Source organism: Micromonospora sp. CNZ286 (assembly GCF_014207755.1).
Map to the genome: position 1 here is coordinate 6,766,546 of NZ_JACHIZ010000001.1, position 19,198 is coordinate 6,785,743.

Annotated in this window: 14 protein-coding genes; 8 read left to right on the forward strand and 6 right to left on the reverse strand. The window is 73.0% G+C overall.

Annotation, left to right across the window (positions count from 1 at the left end; translation table 11 throughout):
- Window positions 1–16: 16 nt before the first annotated feature.
- Window positions 17–2,545: a putative bifunctional diguanylate cyclase/phosphodiesterase gene (locus tag FHX31_RS30490; protein WP_387032651.1), complete on the reverse strand. Its 2,529-nt coding sequence runs from the start codon at window positions 2,543–2,545 to the stop codon at window positions 17–19.
- A gap of 583 nt (window positions 2,546–3,128) precedes the next feature.
- Between FHX31_RS30490 and FHX31_RS30495 the strand changes: the two genes are divergently transcribed.
- From FHX31_RS30495 to FHX31_RS30515, 5 genes are all read left to right on the forward strand, one after another.
- Entirely contained in the window at window positions 3,129–6,134 is a 3,006-nt protein-coding gene (locus tag FHX31_RS30495; protein WP_184977614.1) for an AfsR/SARP family transcriptional regulator, read from the forward strand.
- 253 nt (window positions 6,135–6,387) lie between these two features.
- Window positions 6,388–6,879 carry a cyclic pyranopterin monophosphate synthase MoaC gene (gene moaC, locus FHX31_RS30500; protein ID WP_184977615.1) on the forward strand — a complete coding sequence of 164 codons (492 nt, stop codon included), beginning with the start codon at window positions 6,388–6,390 and terminating at the stop codon, window positions 6,877–6,879.
- Complete coding sequence (locus FHX31_RS30505; protein ID WP_013477514.1) at window positions 6,876–7,346, forward strand: MogA/MoaB family molybdenum cofactor biosynthesis protein; 471 nt, start codon at window positions 6,876–6,878, stop codon at window positions 7,344–7,346. The genes moaC and FHX31_RS30505 overlap by 4 nt, the downstream gene beginning before the upstream one ends.
- Window positions 7,347–7,383: 37 nt before the next feature.
- Window positions 7,384–8,643 (forward strand): molybdopterin molybdotransferase MoeA, encoded by a 1,260-nt coding sequence (locus FHX31_RS30510; RefSeq protein ID WP_013477513.1) that lies wholly within the window; start codon window positions 7,384–7,386, stop codon window positions 8,641–8,643.
- Between the two features lie 35 nt (window positions 8,644–8,678).
- Window positions 8,679–9,104, forward strand: a complete 426-nt coding sequence (locus FHX31_RS30515; protein ID WP_176921779.1) for a molybdenum cofactor biosynthesis protein MoaE — start codon at window positions 8,679–8,681, stop codon at window positions 9,102–9,104.
- A 4-nt stretch (window positions 9,105–9,108) separates the two neighbouring features.
- Here FHX31_RS30515 and FHX31_RS30520 read toward each other — a convergent pair whose 3' ends face one another.
- Window positions 9,109–10,533, reverse strand: a complete 1,425-nt coding sequence (locus FHX31_RS30520) for a glycosyltransferase 87 family protein (protein WP_013289341.1) — start codon at window positions 10,531–10,533, stop codon at window positions 9,109–9,111.
- A gap of 208 nt (window positions 10,534–10,741) precedes the next feature.
- The gene (locus tag FHX31_RS30525; RefSeq protein ID WP_047893318.1) at window positions 10,742–11,287 is read right to left on the reverse strand and encodes a DoxX family protein; all 546 of its coding nucleotides are present in this window, start codon (window positions 11,285–11,287) and stop codon (window positions 10,742–10,744) included.
- A 135-nt stretch (window positions 11,288–11,422) separates the two neighbouring features.
- Here FHX31_RS30525 and FHX31_RS30530 point away from each other — a divergent pair, with 135 nt between their 5' ends.
- Window positions 11,423–11,968: a GNAT family N-acetyltransferase gene (locus FHX31_RS30530; RefSeq protein WP_013289339.1), complete on the forward strand. Its 546-nt coding sequence runs from the start codon at window positions 11,423–11,425 to the stop codon at window positions 11,966–11,968.
- A gap of 57 nt (window positions 11,969–12,025) precedes the next feature.
- Here the strand turns inward: FHX31_RS30530 and FHX31_RS30535 are convergent, their stop codons facing one another.
- A complete protein-coding gene (locus tag FHX31_RS30535; RefSeq protein ID WP_041784376.1) occupies window positions 12,026–13,261 on the reverse strand; it encodes an ATP-binding protein in 1,236 nt (411 codons plus the stop codon).
- Window positions 13,262–13,404: 143 nt separating this feature from the next.
- Window positions 13,405–14,238 (reverse strand): LppU/SCO3897 family protein, encoded by an 834-nt coding sequence (locus FHX31_RS30540; protein WP_030269511.1) that lies wholly within the window; start codon window positions 14,236–14,238, stop codon window positions 13,405–13,407.
- An 85-nt stretch (window positions 14,239–14,323) separates the two neighbouring features.
- Here FHX31_RS30540 and FHX31_RS30545 point away from each other — a divergent pair, with 85 nt between their 5' ends.
- Together FHX31_RS30545 and FHX31_RS30550 are read left to right on the forward strand one after the other, a co-directional pair.
- The gene (locus tag FHX31_RS30545) at window positions 14,324–15,331 is read left to right on the forward strand and encodes an EamA family transporter (protein WP_232236626.1); all 1,008 of its coding nucleotides are present in this window, start codon (window positions 14,324–14,326) and stop codon (window positions 15,329–15,331) included.
- Between the two features lie 11 nt (window positions 15,332–15,342).
- A complete protein-coding gene (locus FHX31_RS30550; protein WP_013477509.1) occupies window positions 15,343–15,978 on the forward strand; it encodes a prepilin peptidase in 636 nt (211 codons plus the stop codon).
- A gap of 31 nt (window positions 15,979–16,009) precedes the next feature.
- On the opposite strand, the gene FHX31_RS30555 is transcribed toward FHX31_RS30550, so the two are convergent.
- Window positions 16,010–19,195, reverse strand: coding sequence for a UvrD-helicase domain-containing protein (locus tag FHX31_RS30555; RefSeq protein ID WP_145823121.1), 3,186 nt, complete (start codon window positions 19,193–19,195; stop codon window positions 16,010–16,012).
- Window positions 19,196–19,198 lie beyond the last annotated feature (3 nt).

The window sequence follows — 19,198 nt, forward strand, 5'->3', positions numbered from 1 at the left end:
GGGTGGCCCGGCCGGGTCAGGGTTGCCGGGCGTCGGTGGCGGCGGGGGATGACGGGCGGGTGCGGCCGGTGCGGCGGCCGGGGAGGCGGATGACGGCGCCGGCGTCGTGCAGCGCGGGTGCGAGCGCGCCGGTCCGGCCGCCGTGGCCGCGCTGAAGGGCGGCGAGGAGCGCGGCTGCGGGCAGTGGCCGGGCGAACAGGTGGCCCTGCCCGGCGGCGCAGCCGAGTTCCCAGAGCGCGCGGCGTTGCGGTTCGCTCTCCACGCCTTCGGCGACCACGGTGAGGTCGAGGCTGCGGCCGAGGTCGAGGGTGGAGCGGATCACGGCGGCGGCTTCGGGCGCGGTCTCCATGGCGCCGACGAAACTGCGGTCGATCTTCAATTCGTGTACGGGGATGCGGGAGAGCAGGGAGAGCGACGAGTATCCGGTGCCGAAGTCGTCGAGTGCGAGCCGGACGCCGGAGTCACGCAGGCGGCTGAGGACGCGGTCGACGACGTCGAGCTGGCTGAGGGTGAGCGTCTCGGTCAGTTCCAGGACGAGCCGGTCCGGCGGGAGGTCGTGGGCGCGTAGCCGAGCCAGCACGGCGCCGGGGAAGCGGGCGTCGAGCAGGCTGCGCGGGGACACGTTCACCGAGACGGGCAGGTCGAAGCCGGCGTCGCGCCAGGAGCCGGCGGCGATGAGCGCCTGGTCGAGGATCGCCTCGGCGAACGCGGGGAGCAGCCCGGAGCGTTCCACCGCTTCGAGGAAGCGCAGCGGGTCGATGAGCCCGTGGGTGGGGTGGTGCCAGCGGGCGAGTGCCTCCGCGCCGATCACCTCGCCGCTGCCCAGGTCGACGATGGGCTGGAAGTTGACGGTGAACTCGTGGTCGGCGACGGCGCGGGGCAGTTCGCCGCCGAGGGTGAGCCGGCTCAGGTCGGCGGTGTCGCGGGCCGGCGCGTAGGTGGCGACCCGTTGGCCGGCGCGTTTGGCCTGGTACATGGCCACGTCGGCGCGGCGCAGCAGTTCGGCCATGCCGCCGGTGGCGGGGGCGACGGCGATGCCGCCGCTGGCCTCCACGCTGATCCGCATGCCGTCGAGGTCGAGCGGGTCGTGCAGCGCCGCGAGCAGGGCCTCGGCGCGGTGGGCGGCGACGGCCGGTGCGGGCAGGCCGCGCAGGAGTACGGCGAACTCGTCGCCGCCGAGCCGGGCGACCAGGTCGTCGGGGCGGGCCGCGCCGCGGAGTCGTTCGGCGACCTGGATCAGCACCTGGTCGCCGGCGCCGTGCCCGAGGGTGTCGTTGACTTCCTTGAAGTGGTTGAGGTCGATCAGCACCAGGGCGGTGACGCCGTCGGCGTGCCGGCTGGTGAGCTGGGCGCTGCCCTCGTCGAGCAGGTGCCGCCGGTTGGACAGGCCGGTGAGGGCGTCGTGGGTGGCGGCGTAGGCGTGGTCCTCGGCGATGCGGGCGAGTTCGGCGTACGCCTGGGCGTTGCGGACCGCGGTGCAGAGGGCGGAGGCGAAGGTACGCAGGGTGTACTGCTCGCGTTCGGAGAGTTCGACCGGGCCGGCGAACCGCAGCCGCAGCACGCCTACGTCGTCGGTGCGGTCGTGGCCCTCCAGCGGGACCGGCATGACCTGACCGTCGACGGCGCTGGGCCGGGGGGCTGTTCCGTCGTACGCGATGTCCGTGCCGTTGCCCCGGACGGTGCGTTCGCCGTCGCGCAGCTCGATCTCGACCTCGTCGGCGGAGAAGAGTTCGCTGGCCTCGGTGACCGCTGTGGTGAGCACCTGGTCGAGGTCGACCACGTTGAGGGCGTCGGTGGCGCGGGCCAGGCGCTGCCATGCCTGCTGCTCGGTGCGGGTGCGGATGCGGCTGGAGTAGGCCAGGTGCAGGCTGAGCACCAGCGCCGGTACGGCGAGCAGCAGGCGGGGGTCGACCCGCAGGATGAGCACGGTGCTGGCGGCCACCAGGAAACGCAGGCCGAAACCGGCGATCCGCAGGTCGAGGTCGTCGCGGAACTGCTGGAGGATCGGTGTGCGGGAGGCGAGCGCGATGACCGGGATCGCGAGGACGTCATCGAGGACCGCGGCCACCAGGTAGACGAACCCCAGCAGGACGACGATGCCGAGTGGCTCCCGAGGTGGCCAGGCGCTTCCCAGCAGCAGGGTGGCGACAGTGGCTCCGCCGGCCACCAGTGTGTGCTTCGCGATGGCGAATGCCACCTTGATGGGGGCCAGGCGGGTGACTGATCCGCACGCCACGCCGATCCCGGTGGCCAGGACGACCCACGAGGGCGGAGCGACGGCGAGGCCGATGACGATCGCGGTCTCGACCCAGGCGAAGTAAAAGGTGGTGGAGCGGATCCGCAGACGGGTCTTGATGACGGTGGCCAGGGTCACCGTCACGACGAGGGCTGTGACGGTGACGAAGTCACGTACGGAGTCAGGGTGTTGTGTACGGGCGGAGTAGATCGCGGTGAGGGCGACGATCGTCGCCCCCGCGACCAACGTGTAGACGATCCCGCGCAGGTGTGGGTCGACAGCCGTTCGGCTTTCCGTGGTTCGGCTCAACCCGAGTCACCCGCCGCTCACCGTCGGTATGCGATGAGCGGCAGCCTACCGCTTCACCCGGGTCCGGGAAACTCATCCCCATTCGGTGCTGCGCATTGTGCTGCCCTCCTCGGATATCGCTTCGGGGCGGAATGGTCACGGACTGAAGTCGTTACTTCGATCCGCTGCCGCTCATTGCCGCCGGCGCCCTGTGCCTTCTTTGCGCGTATCCGCGCCTTGCTGACTGAAGGCAGATTAGGGGATATTCGAGTTGGTCTGAAAGAATTAATGTCGGTATGCGCAATATAAGTAACTATTGCGGGTTAAATGACGTTCTGTCCATGGCCTGCTTGCGGAGCGAAGCCGACTGTCTCCTTTAGGTACCCGGGCCGTCGCTGAGCGCATCGAATAGCGCGATACCACTCGGTCCGTGTGTAGCGTCGCTGTGGCGGCGAAACATTACAACCGTGCTTCGGGTGACTTCGGCAGACGTGTCGGACGACGGCGGCGACCAGCGCCTGAGCCCGGGGCGACGCCTCTGTGACGAATCGATTACGCTGTCGCTTCGTGGTGGGCGGGTGCCCACTGAGGCTGGAACAGCAGCATGGAAATCCGGGTTCTCGGGGGCTTGGCGGCGCGACTCGGCGCCGTGGACCTACCGCTTGGAACGCCCAAGCAGCAGTTGGTGTTCGCGCTACTCGTCGCGCGGGCCAACCGGCTGGTCACGGTTCATGACCTGGTGGACGAGCTGTGGCCGGACGCTCCACCACGGTCGGCGATCGCAAACGTCCGGACCTACGCCGCCAATCTGCGGCGGAGTCTCGGCTCGGGTGCGGACGACGAAGCGAGGATCGTCCGTGAACCGGGCGGCTATCGACTTCTCATCGACGAGAAGCTGATCGATCTGCATCGACTGAACGTGCGCTCGCGCCGCGCCCGGGAGTTGATGCGGGCGGGGCGGTCGGCGCAGGCCGTCCCGGTGCTCGTCGAGGTGGTCGGCGCGGCGGCCCCACTGCTCGCAGGGTTGGCGCTGGGGCCGGCACTCACCGCTCAGCGCGAGGCCGTGAGTCAGGAACGGCAGGCGGCGCTGGAACTGTTGACAGAGGCATATCTCAACCTCGGGCGCCCCGAATCAGCGGTGTCGTTACTGCGTGACCACGTCTCGCATCAGCCGCTGCGCGAGCGGGCGCAGTGTCTCCTGATGCGCGCGCTCATCCAGACCGGCGACGCAGGGGGCGCCCTGGCCGTCTACCGCGCCACTCGCGAGGCGTTGTCCGATCAGCTCGGGGTGCCACCCAGCGCGGAGATGGAACGACTTCGTGTGGCGGCCACCCGGGCGCGACGCCGGATTCCGGAATCGGCGCGCGAGGTGGAGACGATCCGGAGTGGTGCTCATAAGCGCAATTGGTTGCCGCGGACGGTGATGGATTTCGTCGGCCGGGAGGAAATGGTCGATCGATTGTTGTGCGAAGTGCGGGAGGCATCCGGGCAGGGTCCGGCGATCCGGGTGATCGACGGCATGGCGGGCTGCGGCAAGACGACCCTCGCCCTGCACGTGGCCTCCCGGTCGGCCGAGCGCTTCCCCGACGGGCAACTTTTCGTCGACCTGCGGGGACACAGCACGCGAACACGGATGCGGCCCGCGGTGGCCCTGGACACGCTGCTTCACCAACTGGGTGTGCCGGCCGGCCGGATACCGCTGGAACTGCCCGACCGGCAGGAGATGTGGCGGCGCGAACTGGCCGCGCGTTCGGTGCTGGTGGTGCTCGACAACGCCGCCGACAGCCGGCAGGTCGAGCCGCTGCTACCCGTCTCCGGATCGGCCGTCGTCCTCGTCACCAGCCGGCGGCGCCTGCTGGCACTCACCGAACGACCGCCGGTGTCCCTCGCCGTCCTCGCCGAGGCCGAGGCGCTCGAACTGCTCGCCACCCTCATCGGGAGCGGCCGGGTGGCGGCCGAGCCGGAGGCCGCGCGACAACTGGTCGACATCTGCGGCTGCCTCCCTCTCGCTGTCGGACTGGCCGGCACCCGGCTGGCACATCGGCCCGACTGGCGGATCGCCGACCTCGTCGACAGGTTGAGCCACAGGTCGATCTTCCTCCCCGGTCTCCGTGCCGAGGCGCGAAGCGTGGTGGAGGCGTTCGCCGAGTCGTACGAGCCGCTCGACGAGGCGTGCCGGAAAGCCTTCCGATCCTTCGGGCTGGCGGCCGGGAACCACCTCGACACCGCCATGGTCGCCGCCCTCACCGACCTGCCCCTGCGGGACGCGGCGGACGTCCTCGACGAACTGGTGGACCGCCACCTCGTGCAGGAGACCTCGGCCGGCCGGTACCGCCTGCACGACCTGATGAGGCGTTACGCCGCCGAACTGGCCCGGCAGGAGGACGAGCCGACGACCGGGCGACCGGCGATCCGGAACCTGCTGGATCACGTGTTGCACTCGGTGGTGCGGGCGTCCGCGTCGATCGAGGACGGCCGGGTGCTCGCGCAGCACCTGCGGCTCGGAGAACCGCTTCGACCGGATCTGCTCGCCGGACGCGTCGACCGCGACCTGGACTGGCTGGAGGAACAGCGGTCGAACCTGGACGCCTTCGTCCGTCAGGCGGCTGACCAGGGCCATGAACCGATGGCGTGGCGTCTGGCTCGCGCCGGTTGGCGGTTCTTCTACATACGCGGCTACTTCGACGACATATCGGCCACGCACGCGGTGGGTCTCGCCGCCGCCCAGCGGTGCGGGGACCGGCACGCCGTGGCCCTCATGCACAACTATCTCGCCTCGGCGTGCGTACGCACCGGCGCCTACCAGGACGCCTCGGCACACCTGCACGAGGTCGTGTCGATCCTCACCGGGCTCGGTGACGAATCGGGCGCCCAGCGGGCACGGTTCAACCTCGGCGCCGTGCACTGGCTGACCGGGCGGCTCCACCAGTCGCTCGAAGCCAACCGCATGACGCTGCGCAGCTGTGCGCTGGACACCCTTCCGGTCCTGCCGAACCTCGGCCTGACACTGCGCTACCTCGGTCGTTACGACGAGTCGACGGCGGTTCATCGGCTGCACCTCTTCGCCGCCCGGATCAAGCAGGATCCGTTCCACATGTCGAACGCACTGGGGCATCTCGGTGGCCTCAGATACCGCCTGGGACAGAACGCGGCGGCGGAGCGCCTGCTCCGAGCCTCGCTCGCGCTCCGGGATCGCACCGGCAACGGCTTCGGCCGTGCCGAGACGCTCAGCGACCTCGCCGGCACCTACCGGCAACTCGGCCGCTACGACGACGCGCTGCGGCACCACGAGGCCGCCATCGAGGCCGCCGCCGCATCCGGCGAGCGGCACGTCCAGGCCCAGGCACGCAACGAGCTGGCCGTCACCCTGGGAGCTACGGGGCGAGCCGACGAAGCGGTGGCCGTCTTCGAGGAGGCACTCGCCATCGCCACCCGGATCGGCCATCCGTACGAGCAGGCCCGCGCCCTGGACGGCCTGGCCGGACATCTTGCGGAGAAGGAGCCGGCGCAGGCGCGACGGTACCGGCAGCGCGCGCTGGCGATCTTCGAGCGGATGGGTGCGCCCGAGCGCCACGACCTGCGCCGGCAGCTCGCCGAGACGCCGGCCTGAACCGGCTTATCGATTTCTTATCGCGGCGTTCGTTAGCGTCCCCGGCATCGGCCACGGGGAGGGTTCAGCGCCAGAGCGGACCCGGCCGAACGAGGCCCCCACCGTCAGTTCCCCCCAGCGAATCGGCGGTGGGCAGGTGAGGGAGGGGCGTCGTGCACCGGCACCCGACACGACGCCCCTCCCCGCCGCAGGCCGCGGCACCCGGGCAGGCCGGAGCACCCGCGTCGTCGTACCCGGCGGATAGGGTCGGGCCGTGACCGAACCCGCGCAGCTCACCCACGTCGACCCGGCCGGTGCGGCCCGGATGGTCGACGTCTCCGCCAAGCCGGTCTCGGGCCGGTTCGCGGTCGCCGCCGGCCGCCTCCGCACCACCGCCGAGGTGGTGGAGTTGCTGCGCCGCGACGGCCTGCCCAAGGGCGACGCGCTCGCCGTCGGCCGGCTCGCCGGCATCATGGGCGCCAAGCGCACGCCCGACCTGATCCCGCTCTGCCACCCGATCGCGTTGCACGGCGTCACAGTCGACCTCGACCTCACCGCCGACACGGTGGAGATCACCGCCACCGCGAAGACCGCCGACCGCACGGGCGTGGAGATGGAGGCGCTGACCGCCGTGGCGGTCGCCGGGCTCGCCCTGGTCGACATGGTGAAGGCGGTCGACCCGGCCGCCTCGGTGGACGCCGTCCGGGTGCTCCGCAAGGAGGGCGGCAAGACCGGCGAGTGGGTCCGGCCGGAGGACCGGCCGTGATCCGGGCCCGGGTGATCGTGGCGTCCAACCGGGCTGCCGCCGGGGTGTACGAGGACACCAGCGGCCCGCTGCTCGTGACCGGGCTGCGCGAGCTGGGCTGCGAGGTCGACGCTCCGGTGGTGGTGCCCGACGGCGAACCGGTCGGCGACGCCCTGCGTGCCGCCCGCGCAGACGGCGTCGACGTGGTGCTGACCAGCGGTGGCACCGGCATCACCCCGACCGACCGCACGCCCGACGTGACGCGCGCGCTGCTCGACTACGAGATCCCCGGCATCGCCGAGGCGATTCGCGCGCACAGCCGCGACACCGTGCCGACGGCTGCGTTGTCCCGCGGGCTGGCCGGGGTGACCGGCCGGACGCTCGTGGTCAACCTGCCCGGCTCACGCGGTGGCGCCCGGGACGGTCTGGCGGTGCTCGGCCCGATCCTGCGGCACGCCGTCGACCAGCTTCGCGGCGGCGACCACTGACCCCGCGCGGCACGTGCCCCGGCGTTAGGCTCGCCGGATGAGCACGGAAACCGAAGCCGCCGCGGCCGAGGCCGGCACGCCACCACCGGCAGGGTGGGAGGAGGCCCGCTCCCGGGTGTACGCGGTGGGCCTGTCCGCCGCGCTCCCCGCGGTGGCCCGTCCGCTGGCCGAGGCCGACGGGCACACCCTGGCCGAGCCGCTGACCACGCGCACCGACCTGCCGGCGTTCCCCACCTCCAGCGTGGACGGCTGGGCGGTGCGCGGCGCGGGGCCGTGGCGGGTGGTCGGGCGGGTGCTCGCCGGGCAGACCGCGCCTCCGCTGGAGGCCGACTGCAGCACGGTGGAGATCGCCACCGGCGCGATGGTTCCCGAGGGCACGACGGCGATCCTGCGGATCGAGGAGTCGACGCGTACGTCGGACGGCCTGGTGTCCGGCACGCCCCGCCCGGCGCCGGAGTGGCGGGAGCCGGGCGAGGAGGCGCACCTCGGGGAGGTACTGCTGCCCGCCGGCACGCCCGTGGACCCGGCGGTGATCGGCCTGGCCGCCTCCTGCGGGCACGACACGCTGCGGGTCCGCCGCCCACCCCGGGCCGCGCTCCTGGTCTTCGGCGACGAACTGCTCACCTCCGGTCCGCCCGGCGCCGGGCGGGTCCGTGACGCGCTCGGTCCGTCGGTGCCGGCCTGGCTGCGCCGCTACGGCTGCCAGGTGCGCGCGGCCGACGTGGTCGGCCCGGTCGCCGACACGCTGCCCGCGCACGTGGCGGCGCTGCGGGGCGCGCTCGCCAACGCCGACCTGGTCTGCACCACCGGCGGCACCATGCACGGTCCGGTCGACCACCTGCACCCGACGCTGGAGGCGCTCGGCGCCGACTACGTGGTGAACACCGTGGCGGTGCGCCCGGGTTTCCCGATGCTGCTCGCCCGGCTGGTGGACGGCGACGGGCGGGTGCGGTTCGTGGCCGGTCTGCCCGGCAACCCGCAGTCGGCCGTGGTGGCGCTCGTGTCGCTCGTCGCGCCCCTGCTCGCCGGTCTCACCGGCCGGCAGATGCCGGTACTGCCGCACGTGACACTGGCCGAGCCGATTCCCGGGCGCGGCGACTACACCCATCTGGCGCTGGCCCGCTGGGACCGCGTCGCCGGCACCGCGTACCCGGTGCGGCACGTCGGCTCGGCGATGCTGCGTGGGCTGGCCGGCGCGGACGGGTTCGCGATGATCCGGCCCGGCACCAGCGGCGCGGCCGGCGACCGGGTGCCGCTGGTGCCGCTGCCACTGACCCCCGGGGAGCGATTCGGGTGAGCGCGACGAACGAGCCGACGGGAGACGTCGTGACAGTGGAAGCAGGCGTGGTGCTCGGCGCGGTGACCGACCGGCCGCTCGACCTGGCCGCGCACGAGGCGGCGGTCGCCGACCGCCGTGCCGGCGCGGTGGTGTCCTTCCAGGGCGTGGTCCGCGACCACGACCACGGGCGGGCGGTCACCCGGCTGGAGTACGAGGGCCACCCCACCGCCGAGGCGGTACTGCGCGAGGTGGCGGCCGAGGTGGCGGCCGACCCGCAGGTGTACGCGGTGGCGGTGTCGCACCGGATCGGCCCGCTGGAGATCGGTGACGTGGCACTGGTGGCGGCGGTCAGCACGGCGCACCGCGCGGCCGCGTTCGCTGCCTGCGCCCGGCTGGTCGACGAGGTGAAGGCGCGGCTGCCGATCTGGAAGCGGCAGGTCTTCGACGACGGCACCGAGGAATGGGTGAACTGCCCCTGAGGGCTCAGCGCCGGGCGGCGAGCGCGGCGGTGCGGCCCAGCCGCTCGTGGTAGAACGCCGGCTCGGCGCCGGGACGCCACGGCAGCGCCGCGACGAGCACGATCAGCGCGATGGCCAGGGAGTTCTCCATCAGCGCGCCGAACAGGCCGTCCTGGTAGTGGGACACCTCGGGGAGCTGGTGCTCGTACGGCCAGATCGGTGAGATCAGGAACAGCAGGTAGAGCCCGAGCGCGCCGACGCCGTGGCGGAGCCCGGTCAGCGTCGGGTACCAGATCGGCGGGCGCAGTGCCGGCACACCGTTGGCCGAGGGACCGCCGGTGCCGCGCGGGGGCAGGCCGCGGCTGGCTTCGCGGCGGCGTACCGCGGCGTCGGCCAGCACGATGATCGCCGGGATGACCCAGATCAGGTGGTGCGACCAGGAGATCGGGCTGATCACGTTGGCGGTGAGCCCGACCAGCGTGAACGCGGTCAGCTCGTCGCCGTCGGCGCGGGCGCTCATCGCCCGGGACAGGCCCAGCGCCAGGATGAGCACCGAGAACGCCAGCCAGAGCAGGCCGGGCGTCTCGATCGAGTCGTAGAGGCGCGCCAGCAGACCGGCGAGGGACTGGTTGGCGGTCATGTCCGCCGCGCCGACCCGCTCGGTCTGCCAGAGCACGTCGGCGAAGTACGCGCGGGACTCCTCACCGAGCACACCGAACGTAGCGATGGTCACGCCGATGGCGGTGCCGACAGCGGTGAGCGCGGCCCGCCACTGCCGGGTGAGCATCAGATAGGCCACGAACAGTGCCGGGGTGAGCTTGACCGCCGTGGCGAGCCCGATGCCCACACCGGCCCAGGCGCCGCTGTAGACGAACCGGGCCAGCGGCGAATCGGCCGTCTCGTAGTGGGTGCCCCGCTTGGCCCGCCAGCGCAGGCCCACCATGTCCGCCATGATCAGCGCGAACAGCAGCAGGTTGACCTGCCCGTAGCCGAGCGTCTCCCGGGACGGCTCGATGGCGACCGCGAGCGGGGTGGCGATGCCGACGGTGAACCAGAGCGGCCAGCCGAGCCGGTCCACGATGGGGCGTAGCAGCGCCGCGAGGACGACGGCGAGTGCGCCGATGCTGGCGAGCGCGTTGACGAAGCCGGCGCCGTCGACCGGCAGCCACGACATCGGCAGCATGACCAGGGCGGCGAACGGGGGGTAGGTGAAGCCCAGCGTGGTCGAGGGCGCGACGAAGTCGTACAGCTCGTTGCCGCCGGCCCACCACAGCACCGCGCCGTGGTAGATCTTCATGTCGAAGAAGTTGTACGGCCGTCCGAAGGCGCCGATGGCGAGCCACGCGGCGTACGACACGGCGGCAACGACGCCGAGACGCACCACGATCCGGCGGTCGACGCGGGAGGTCGGGGCGAGGCGGTTGGTCCGTCTACCGACTGTCGTCGGCATGGCGTGGCCACCCCCGTACCAAGGTCGTCGTACCCGTCCAGGTCCAGAACGGAGCCTAGAACGGCGCCTCACGTTGCTGCCTCCCGCGTTACGCGACCGTGTCCGATCCCACACGTGTTTTTGACATTTCCACCGCGTTAACGGGTCTCGGACGGTTCAGGTGATTGGTGGCCTTGCGGGGGGGTGGTAGGCCGTACAGAGTGCCCGGTCAGCCGGGCATGCGGCGGGCGGTCGCCGCGGAGCGTACGGCGATCTTCGTCTCGCGGCGCGCCGTGCGGACCGCGCGCTTGACCGACCGGCGCAAGTGGTCGATCCGGTGGCCGGCGCGCCAGCGCAGCCCCGGCTTGCCCTCGGTGTCGGCGGCGGCGAGTAGGAGGCCACCGAGCAGGCCGAGGTTCTTCAGGAAGTGGATCTGGTTGTTGTTGCGCGCGGCCGGGTCGTCGTTGTTCCAGAAGGCGTGGCCGGCGGCGGTGGTCGGGATGAGCGTGCCCGCGAGCACCAGCGCGGCCGGACGGGTGAACCGGCCGGTGGCGAGCATCAGGCCGCCGACCAGCTGGGTGGCGGCGTTGGCCCGGATCAGCGAGACCGTGTCGGTGGGGATGCGGGGGTGCACGTTCTGGATCAGCGGGGCGACCTTCCCGGTGACCGGTTCCGCGGCCTGCACCAGGCGTTCCGGGTTGCGCAGGTTGCGGGCGCCGCTGACCACGAAGATGCCGCTCAACATGACTCGGGCGAGGGAGCGCACGGGCTTCATGGCTCAGTCTTACCCCGTCGGGGGCGTCGTCATCCCCGCAACACACGAAAGGTATCGGCCGACGTGGACGTCCGAACGGTATCGATTTCAGCGACCGTCGCGGATGGACCGGTTGCGTTCGGTAAGGTCGCGCGGGTGACGACGCTGCGACTGCGCCCCGAGGGCCCCGCCGACGAGGCGCCGGTGGCCCGGGTGCTGGCCGCCGCCTTCGCCCGCCCCGACGTGGCCACCCCACCGGAGGTCGGCCTGGTCGAGGAGCTGCGGCACAGCCCGGCGTGGATCCCGGAGCTGGCCATGGTCGCCGAGTACGGCGGCGAGGTGGTGGCGTACGCGCTGCTCACGCGCGTCGGCGTACGCACCGAACGCGGCACCTGGCCGGCGCTGGCCCTGGGTCCGGTGGCGGTGGCGCGGCACCGGCAGCGGCTGGGGCACGGCACGGCGGCGGTGCAGGCGGCACTGGACGCCGCGACCGAGCTGGGCGAGCGGCTGGTGGTGGTGCTGGGCGACCCGGCCTACTACCGGCGGTTCGGGTTCGGCCCGGCGGACCGGCTGGGCCTGACCAGTCCCTGGTCCGGGCTGGGGGAGCCGTGGCAGGCGCTGGTGTTACCGCCGTCGGCGAGCGGAGAGCCGTCACCGCCGTCCGGCGAGGTGGTCTTCCCGCCACCGTGGTCGCGGGTCTGAGCGGTCCGGATCGCGGCCGAGCGGCCTGAGACCGCGCGGCCCGAGCGGCCTGAGCCGTCAGGCGGGCTGGGTACGCAGGTAGCGGCCGAAGTGCGGCACTGTGAACGCCACAGTCCCCCGCTCGCCGGAGTAGATCAGCCCCTTCTTGATCAGCGCATCACGCGCCGGGGAGAGGCTGGCCGGTTTGCGGCCGAGCGCGCGGGCGATCTCGGCGGTCGGCACCGCCGCGTCCATGTCGTCCCGGCCGCCCTCCTCGCCGTCCACCAGCGCCAGCGTGGCCATCGCGCGCATGTACTCGCGTTCGGCAGGCGTGGCCCGCTCGAACCGGGAGCCGAAGAACCCCACCGCCAGTTCGGCCTCCGCCTCGGGCGCGGCGACCCGGACGTCCGCCGCGGTGATCGGGGAGCGGGGCGCGTGGTCCCAGGTGGCCTTGCCGTACGCCTGGACGAAGTAGGGATAGCCACCGGACTTCTCGTAGAGCAGGTCGAGGGCTTTCTGCTCGTACTCGACCTCCTCCCGCTCGGCCGGCGCGCAGAGCGCCTGGTCGGCGGCGATCCGGTCGAGCCGGTCGATGCGCTGGTAGCGGTAGAGCCGCTCGGAGTACGACTTGGCGGCGCTGAGCACGGCCGGCAGGTGCGGCAGGCCCGCGCCCACGACGATGAGCGGCGCGCCGAGCTGGGACAGCTCGTGGCAGGCGGCGCAGAGCGCGGAGACGTCCTCGGCGCCGACGTCCTGCATCTCGTCGATGAAGATCGCGATGCCGGTGCCGACGTCGGTGGCGACCGCCGCCGCGTCGCTGAGCAGTTCGACCAGGTCGATCTCGATGTCGCCGGAGTCGGCGCGCCCGCTGCTCGCGGGTACGTCGATGCCGGGCTGCCAGCGGTCGCGCAGCTTGGGTGCCGCGCCGCCCCGCCCGGTGGGGGTGGAGCGTTGCGCGAACGCCTTGAGGACGCCGAGGAACGCGTCGATCCGGTCCGGGGCACGGTGCCGGGGCGCCAGCTCGCGGACGGCCATGTGCAGCGCGGCGGCGATCGGGCGGCGCAGCGACTGGTCCGGCCGGGCCTCGATCTTGCCGGTGCCCCAGAGGTGGTTGATTGCCTCGGAGCGCAGCGTGTTGAGCAGGACCGTCTTGCCGACTCCCCGCAGGCCGGTGAGCATCAGGCTGCGTTCGGGGCGACCGCGGGCGATCCGTTCCAGCACCACGTCGAAGACGTCCAGTTCCCGCCCCCGCCCGGCGAGTTCGGGCGGGCGCTGGCCGGCGCCCGGTGCGTACGGGTTGCGGACCGGATCCACGAATCGCACAGTATCGGGTTCTCTAGCGACCAGGCTAGATGCGCATAGAGGCGGCTACCGCGTGTCGGCCTCGACAGAAAACTAGGGCTGTCTAGCATCCACGCTAGACAGCCCTAGTTTTGGTTACCGACAGGCGGACAGGGTCAGCGGCGCTTCAGGCAGAGCACGAAGTCGAGCGTGTCCAGCTCACTGTCGAAGAAGTACCAGTCGGTGTAACCGGCCACCTTCCCGCACTTCGCCTCCGCGTCCTTCTTGCCGCTCGTCGCGCCGTCGATGCGGCGCAGCACCTCGTACGTCTTCGGGGCGCAGTCGGCGATCACCAGCTTCGGCTGGCCGCCGCCACCCTCGTTGGCGACGCACTGGCCCGCCTTGACGAAACGCGGATCGGTCGACGAGGCCGGGGCCGCCGTCGTGGGCGTCGTGTCGGCCGGTTCGCTCGGCGGCGCGGCCTCGCCGGTCGGATCCGCGGCCGGCTCGGTGGCAGCGGTCGTGCCGCCGGTCGGGCTCTGCTCGTCCCGGCCCAGCATCCAGTACGCCCCGGCGCCGCCCAGCAGCAGCACGGCCAGCACGATCACCACCACCAGCAGCGGGCCCTTCCCGCGCTTCGGCGGCGTCGGCTCGGCGTACGGCGGTTGCCCGCCGCCGTACGGCGGCCCGGCATAGGGGTCACCCGGGTGGCCCTGCTGCGGCGGCCCGGGTGACCAGGCCGGTCCTGGCTCGTAGCGCTGCGTCGGCGGCCCGTACTGATCGGCCGGCGGGCCGTAGCGGTCGCCGGAACCGTACTGCTGGGCGGGCGGGCCGTACCGGTCGGCGGGGCCGTACTGCTGGGTCGGCGGGCCGTACTGCGGGTCGGGCTGCGGGGCGTAACGCGGGTCGCCCGGCGGGGCGTAGCGAGGATCGGGCTGCGGGGCGTAGCCGTCGTCGGGCCGTCCCCAGGGCTCGGGAGAGCCGCCGCCCGGTGGACCGAAGTTCGACATGAACGCCTCCTGCGTACGCCAGTGCTGAGAGGCCGGCCACCAACTGGGGACGCCGACGCCGTGGTCACCGTAGCGTGGTCCCACGATGAGCTCACGCCCCACGAGTGCGACGAACGTTGTCGATTCCGCGACGCCGCCGGCCCGCACCGCGCTGATCTGGACCGCACTCGTGCTGGTCTACCTGCTCTGGGGCTCGACCTACCTGGGCATCCGGGTCGCTGTCGAGTCCCTGCCGCCACTGATCTCCGCGGCGATGCGGTTCGCCGCCGCCGCGGTGGTGCTCGCCGTCGTGCTGCGCCTGCGACGTGGACCCGGCGCGTTGCGGGTGCCCGCACGCCGCGTCGGCTCCGCCGCGCTCGTCGGTGTGCTGCTGCTCGCCGGCGGCAACGGCCTGGTGGTGCTCGCCGAGTCCGGCCCGGCCGGGACCGCCGTACCGTCCGGGGTGGCGGCGCTGCTCGTCGCCACCGTGCCGCTGCTCGTGGTCCTGCTGCGGACGGCAGGTGGGGACCGGCCGCGACCGTGGACGTTCCTCGGAGTGGCACTCGGCTTCGCCGGTCTGGTCCTGCTCGTGCTGCCCCGCGACGGGGTGGACGGCGTGCCGGTGGCAGGCGCGCTGACAGTGGTCGCCGCGGCGGCGAGCTGGTCGGTCGGCTCGTACCTGTCCGGGAAGATCCGGATGCCCGCCGACCCGTTCGTGGCCACCGTCTACGAGATGGTCGCCGGCGCTGCGGTGCTCGCGCTCGTCGGCGTGGCCCGAGGTGAGCTGCGCGGCTTCTCCTTCGCGGACGTGACCGGACGGTCCTGGGCGGCGATGGCCTACCTGATGGTGGCCGGTTCGCTGGTCGCCTTCACCGCGTACGTCTGGCTGCTCGCCCACGCGCCGATCTCGCTGGTCTCCACGTACGCGTACGTGAACCCGGTGGTCGCGGTGGCACTCGGCGCCTTGTTCGTCGCGGAACCGATCACCTCGCAGGTGCTGATGGGCGGTGCGGTCATCGTGGTCGGCGTGGCGGTGGTGGTGAGCACCGAGCGTCCCCGCCGGTCCCCGCCACCAGCCGTCGACGGGACGGCCGGGGAGCCGGCCGGGCGGTAGCGTCCCGGCCCGTGTCGGCGCTGCTGGTGACGGGGATCGCGCTGCTGGGCGCGGCGGCCGGGTGGGCGGCGGTCCCGGCCGGGCGGTCCTTCGTTCCCGACACCGACGGCCGGGTCCGAACTCCGAACCGGAGTGTGCTCGCCCTCGTCGGCGCCGTGGTGTTCGGCGGGCTCGCCGCCGCCCGGGGCGCCGATCCGGCGCTGGCCGCGCTGCTGCCGGTCGCCGCCACCGGGTTGGTCCTCGTGGTCACCGACCTGACCGCGCTGCGGCTGCCCGACCCGCTCGTCGGCCTGGTCGCGCTCGGCGGCGGGCTCGGACCGGCCGCTGCCACAGCGACGACCGGCGAACCGCGCCACCTGGCCGTCGCGGTGGCCGGGGCCACACTCTCCTTCATCGGGTACGCGCTGCTGGCGCTGCTGCCCCGCGCCCGGCTCGGCTTCGGCGACGTGAAGCTCGCCGCCGCGCTCGGGCTGCCGCTGGGCTGGCTCGGCTGGCCGGCGCTGCGGCTCGGGCTGATCCTGCCGCACGTGCTCGCCGGAGTCACGGTGCTGGTCCTGCTCGCCGCCGGCCGGGTACGCCGGGACACGCCGGTGCCGTTCGGCCCGGCGCTGCTCGGCGGCGCGTGGCTCGCCGCCGTCCTCGGCTGACCTGCGCGCTCGGCCCGTGCGCCGCGGGCGGTCAGATCAGACGGAGCTGGTGGTCCTTCGGACGGCGGGGCTCGGTCGCGTCCAGACGCTCGAACAGCGCCGGGTCGATCACGTCGAGGAACGGCGACGGGCGGGTGTCGCGTTCCGCGCCGTGCCGGGCGCGGCGGCCCGCGTGGCTCACGTAGAGCCGGTCCTGTGCCCGGGTCAGCCCGACGAAGAACAGCCGGCGCTCCTCGGCCACCGCGTCGTCGTCCGGCTCGGATCCGGGCCAGCGCAGCGGCAGCAGCCCGTCCTCGGCGCCGACCAGGAACACCACCGGGAACTCCAGACCCTTCGCGGCGTGCAGCGTGAGCAGCGTGACCGCCTCGGCGCGCGGGTCGAGCGCGTCCACCTCCGCGCCGGTGGCGAGCTGGTTGAGGAACAGGTCGAGGTCGTCGCCGCAGCGCCGGGCCAGCGGGGTGAGCAGGTCCACCGCCGTGCGGACGTCCTCGGGGCGTACCGCGCCGGAACCGTCGAGCGTGGGCACGGCGAAGCGCTCGGCCAGGATCTGCCCGGCCTGCCGTACCCGGGCCGCGAGCGAACCGTCCAGACCGGCGTGGCGCAGCTCGCGGGCGATTGCGGGCACGCCGGGACGGTCGCGCAGCCGGTCGTGCGAGCGCTTCTGCACCGGGATGTTCGCCCGGGCCAGCGCGTCCACGATCGGTGCGGCCTGCGCGTCGGTCCGGTAGAGCACCGCGATGTCGGAGAAGGACAGCGAGGTGGTCCGCCCGTCGATCCGACCCGAGTCGAGCGAGCGGTGGGACAGGCCGCCGACCAGCTCGTCCACGGTACGGACCACGAAGTCGGCCTCGTCGTAGGCGGAACTCGCCGCGTACCGGCCGACCAGCGGCGCCTCCGGGTCGAGCCGGGCCGGGTCGAGACGCCGGCCGCGCACCAGCGACGACGGCGCGATGGCCTGCACCGCGGCGGCCAGGATCGGCGCGGAGGAGCGGTAGTTGCGGTTCAGCCGGACCAGCCGCGCGTCGGTGAAGTCCTGCGAGAACCGCAGGAAGTAGCCCACGTCGGCGCCCCGGAACGAGTAGATCGCCTGGTCCGGGTCACCGATCGCGCACAGGTTGCCGTCCGGCGGGCTGAGCAGCCGCAGCAGCTCGTACTGCACCGCGTCGACGTCCTGGTACTCGTCAACGAAGATCCACTTCCACCGCTCGCGGTACTCGCGGACCAGCTTCCGGTCACCCTTCAGCAGGGCCACCGGCAGCGTCAGCAGCTCGTCCAGGTCGACCAGGTCCCGCTTGCGCAGCAGTGCCACGTACCGCTCGTCGTCGTCACCGGCCTCGGCGCGCGCCGCCGCCCGGTCCGCCTCGTCGGCGATCCGGAAGTCCGCCGGCAGCCCGGCCGCCGTCGCGTTCTCCCGCAGCACGGTCAGGCCGAGCGAGTGGAACGTACCCACCGTGACGTCCTCGGCGACCGGGCCGAGCAGCCCGTCCAGCCGGTGCCGCAGCTCCTCGGCCGCCCGCCGGGTGAACGTGATCGCCAAGCACTGATCAGGGAAGACGTTCAGCTCCGCACACAGGTACGCGATCCGGTGGGTGAGCGTGCGCGTCTTGCCGGTGCCCGGACCGGCCACGATCAGCAGCGGGCCACCCGGCGCCGACGCGGCCACCCGCTGCATCGCGTCCAGCCGGTCCAGCAGGCCGGTGCCGACCTCCTCCATCCCGGCGAGCATCGGCTCGAACGGCTCGTGCGGAGACGGCGGCGGCGCGATCGGGGGCGCTGGCGGCGGCGTGCGCTTCGGCTCGGGCCGGGCCGGCGCCGGGCGCTTGGCCTTCGGCTTCGGCGCCGACTCCGCCGGCCGCCGCTGCGCGGGCACCGGTACGTCGAACAGCGTCTCCTGCCCGGCCCGGGCACCCCCGGCGCCCAGTTCCGCCGGGTCGAACAGGGTGATCACGCCGTACTCCCCGTCGTAGCCCGGCACCCGGCGCACGTCGCCGCGGCGCAGCCGGCCGATGCCCTCCGCGAGCAGCTCGCCGCCGACGCGGCCGATCTCCTCGATCGGGGTACGCGTGAGGATCTCCAGCTCCGGGCCGAGCGCGGCGATCAGCTCGTTGAGCTTGCCCTCGACCTTCTTCGACCGCGCGCCGACCCGGTTCAGCTCGCCCAGGATCTCGGCCAGCGGCACCAGATGGGTCACCTCGCGGGCGTGCGCCGGCCGGTGCCCCGCCGCGCGGTCCGCCAGCTCCTCGACCCGGCTGAGTACGCCCACAGTCAGCGGCTTGCCGCACTCCGGGCAGCGTCCGCCCGCCTCGCGGGTCCGCTCCGGCGACCAGTTCACGCCGCACAGCCGGTGCCCGTCGGCGTGGTACTTGCCCTCCTCCGGGAAGAACTCGACGGTGCCCGCGAGCCCGTCGCCGGTCCGCAACGCCTCGCGGATGGCGAAGTAGTCGCGGGCGGCGGTGAGGACCGTGGCCTCCCGGGCCAGCGCGGGCGGCGAGTGCGCGTCCGAGTTCGACACCAGCTGGTAGCGGTCCAGGCTGCCGACCCGCCAGTTCATCTCCGGGTCGGACGACAGGCCGGTCTCCACCGCGAAGATGTGCTCGGCCAGGTCGGCGTAGCAGTCGGCGATCGCGTCGAAGCCGGACTTCGAGCCGAGCGCGGAGAACCAGGGCGTCCAGATGTGCGCGGGCACCAGGTAGCCGTCCGGGCTCGCCTCCAGCGTGATCTCCAGCAGGTCGCGGGAGTCCAGCCCGAGGATCGGCCGGCCGTCCGAGCCGAGGTTGCCGATCCGGCCCAGCGCGGTGTTGAACCGGGCCACCGCGTCCAGGTCCGGCAGGTAGATCAGGTGATGCACCTTGCGCGTCCGGTCGTCGCGCTTGTAGATCGTGGAGATCTCCACGCTCAGCATGTACCGGACCGGGTCGGCCTCCGCCTCACTGGCCAGCCGGGGCGGCAGCCGCCGGGCGACGTCCCGTTCCGCCTCGGGTGAGAGCCGGTACAGGCCCGGCTCGGCCGGGTGCAGCGTCTCGCGCAGGTGGTCGTACCAGGCGGGATGGGTGAAGTCGCCGGTGCCGAGCACGCCGATGCCCTTGCGCCGGGCCCACCAGGCCAGGTTCGGCAGGGTCAGGTCGCGGCTGCACGCGCGGGAGTACTTCGAGTGGATGTGCAGATCCGCGACGTACGGCGGGAGGCCACCGGGGGGTGCGGCGCTGAACGGAGGCACGCC

What these genes read in the sequence shown, in the direction of transcription:
- FHX31_RS30495 (WP_184977614.1), top strand. Translation starts at nt 3,129, where the DNA reads ATGGAAATCCGGGTTCTCGGGGGCTTGGCGGCGCGACTCGGCGCCGTG.
- FHX31_RS30510 (WP_013477513.1), top strand. Translation starts at nt 7,384, where the DNA reads ATGAGCACGGAAACCGAAGCCGCCGCGGCCGAGGCCGGCACGCCACCA.
- FHX31_RS30520 (WP_013289341.1), bottom strand. Translation starts at nt 10,533, where the DNA reads ATGCCGACGACAGTCGGTAGACGGACCAACCGCCTCGCCCCGACCTCC.
- FHX31_RS30525 (WP_047893318.1), bottom strand. Translation starts at nt 11,287, where the DNA reads ATGAAGCCCGTGCGCTCCCTCGCCCGAGTCATGTTGAGCGGCATCTTC.
- FHX31_RS30540 (WP_030269511.1), bottom strand. Translation starts at nt 14,238, where the DNA reads ATGTCGAACTTCGGTCCACCGGGCGGCGGCTCTCCCGAGCCCTGGGGA.
- FHX31_RS30545 (WP_232236626.1), top strand. Translation starts at nt 14,324, where the DNA reads ATGAGCTCACGCCCCACGAGTGCGACGAACGTTGTCGATTCCGCGACG.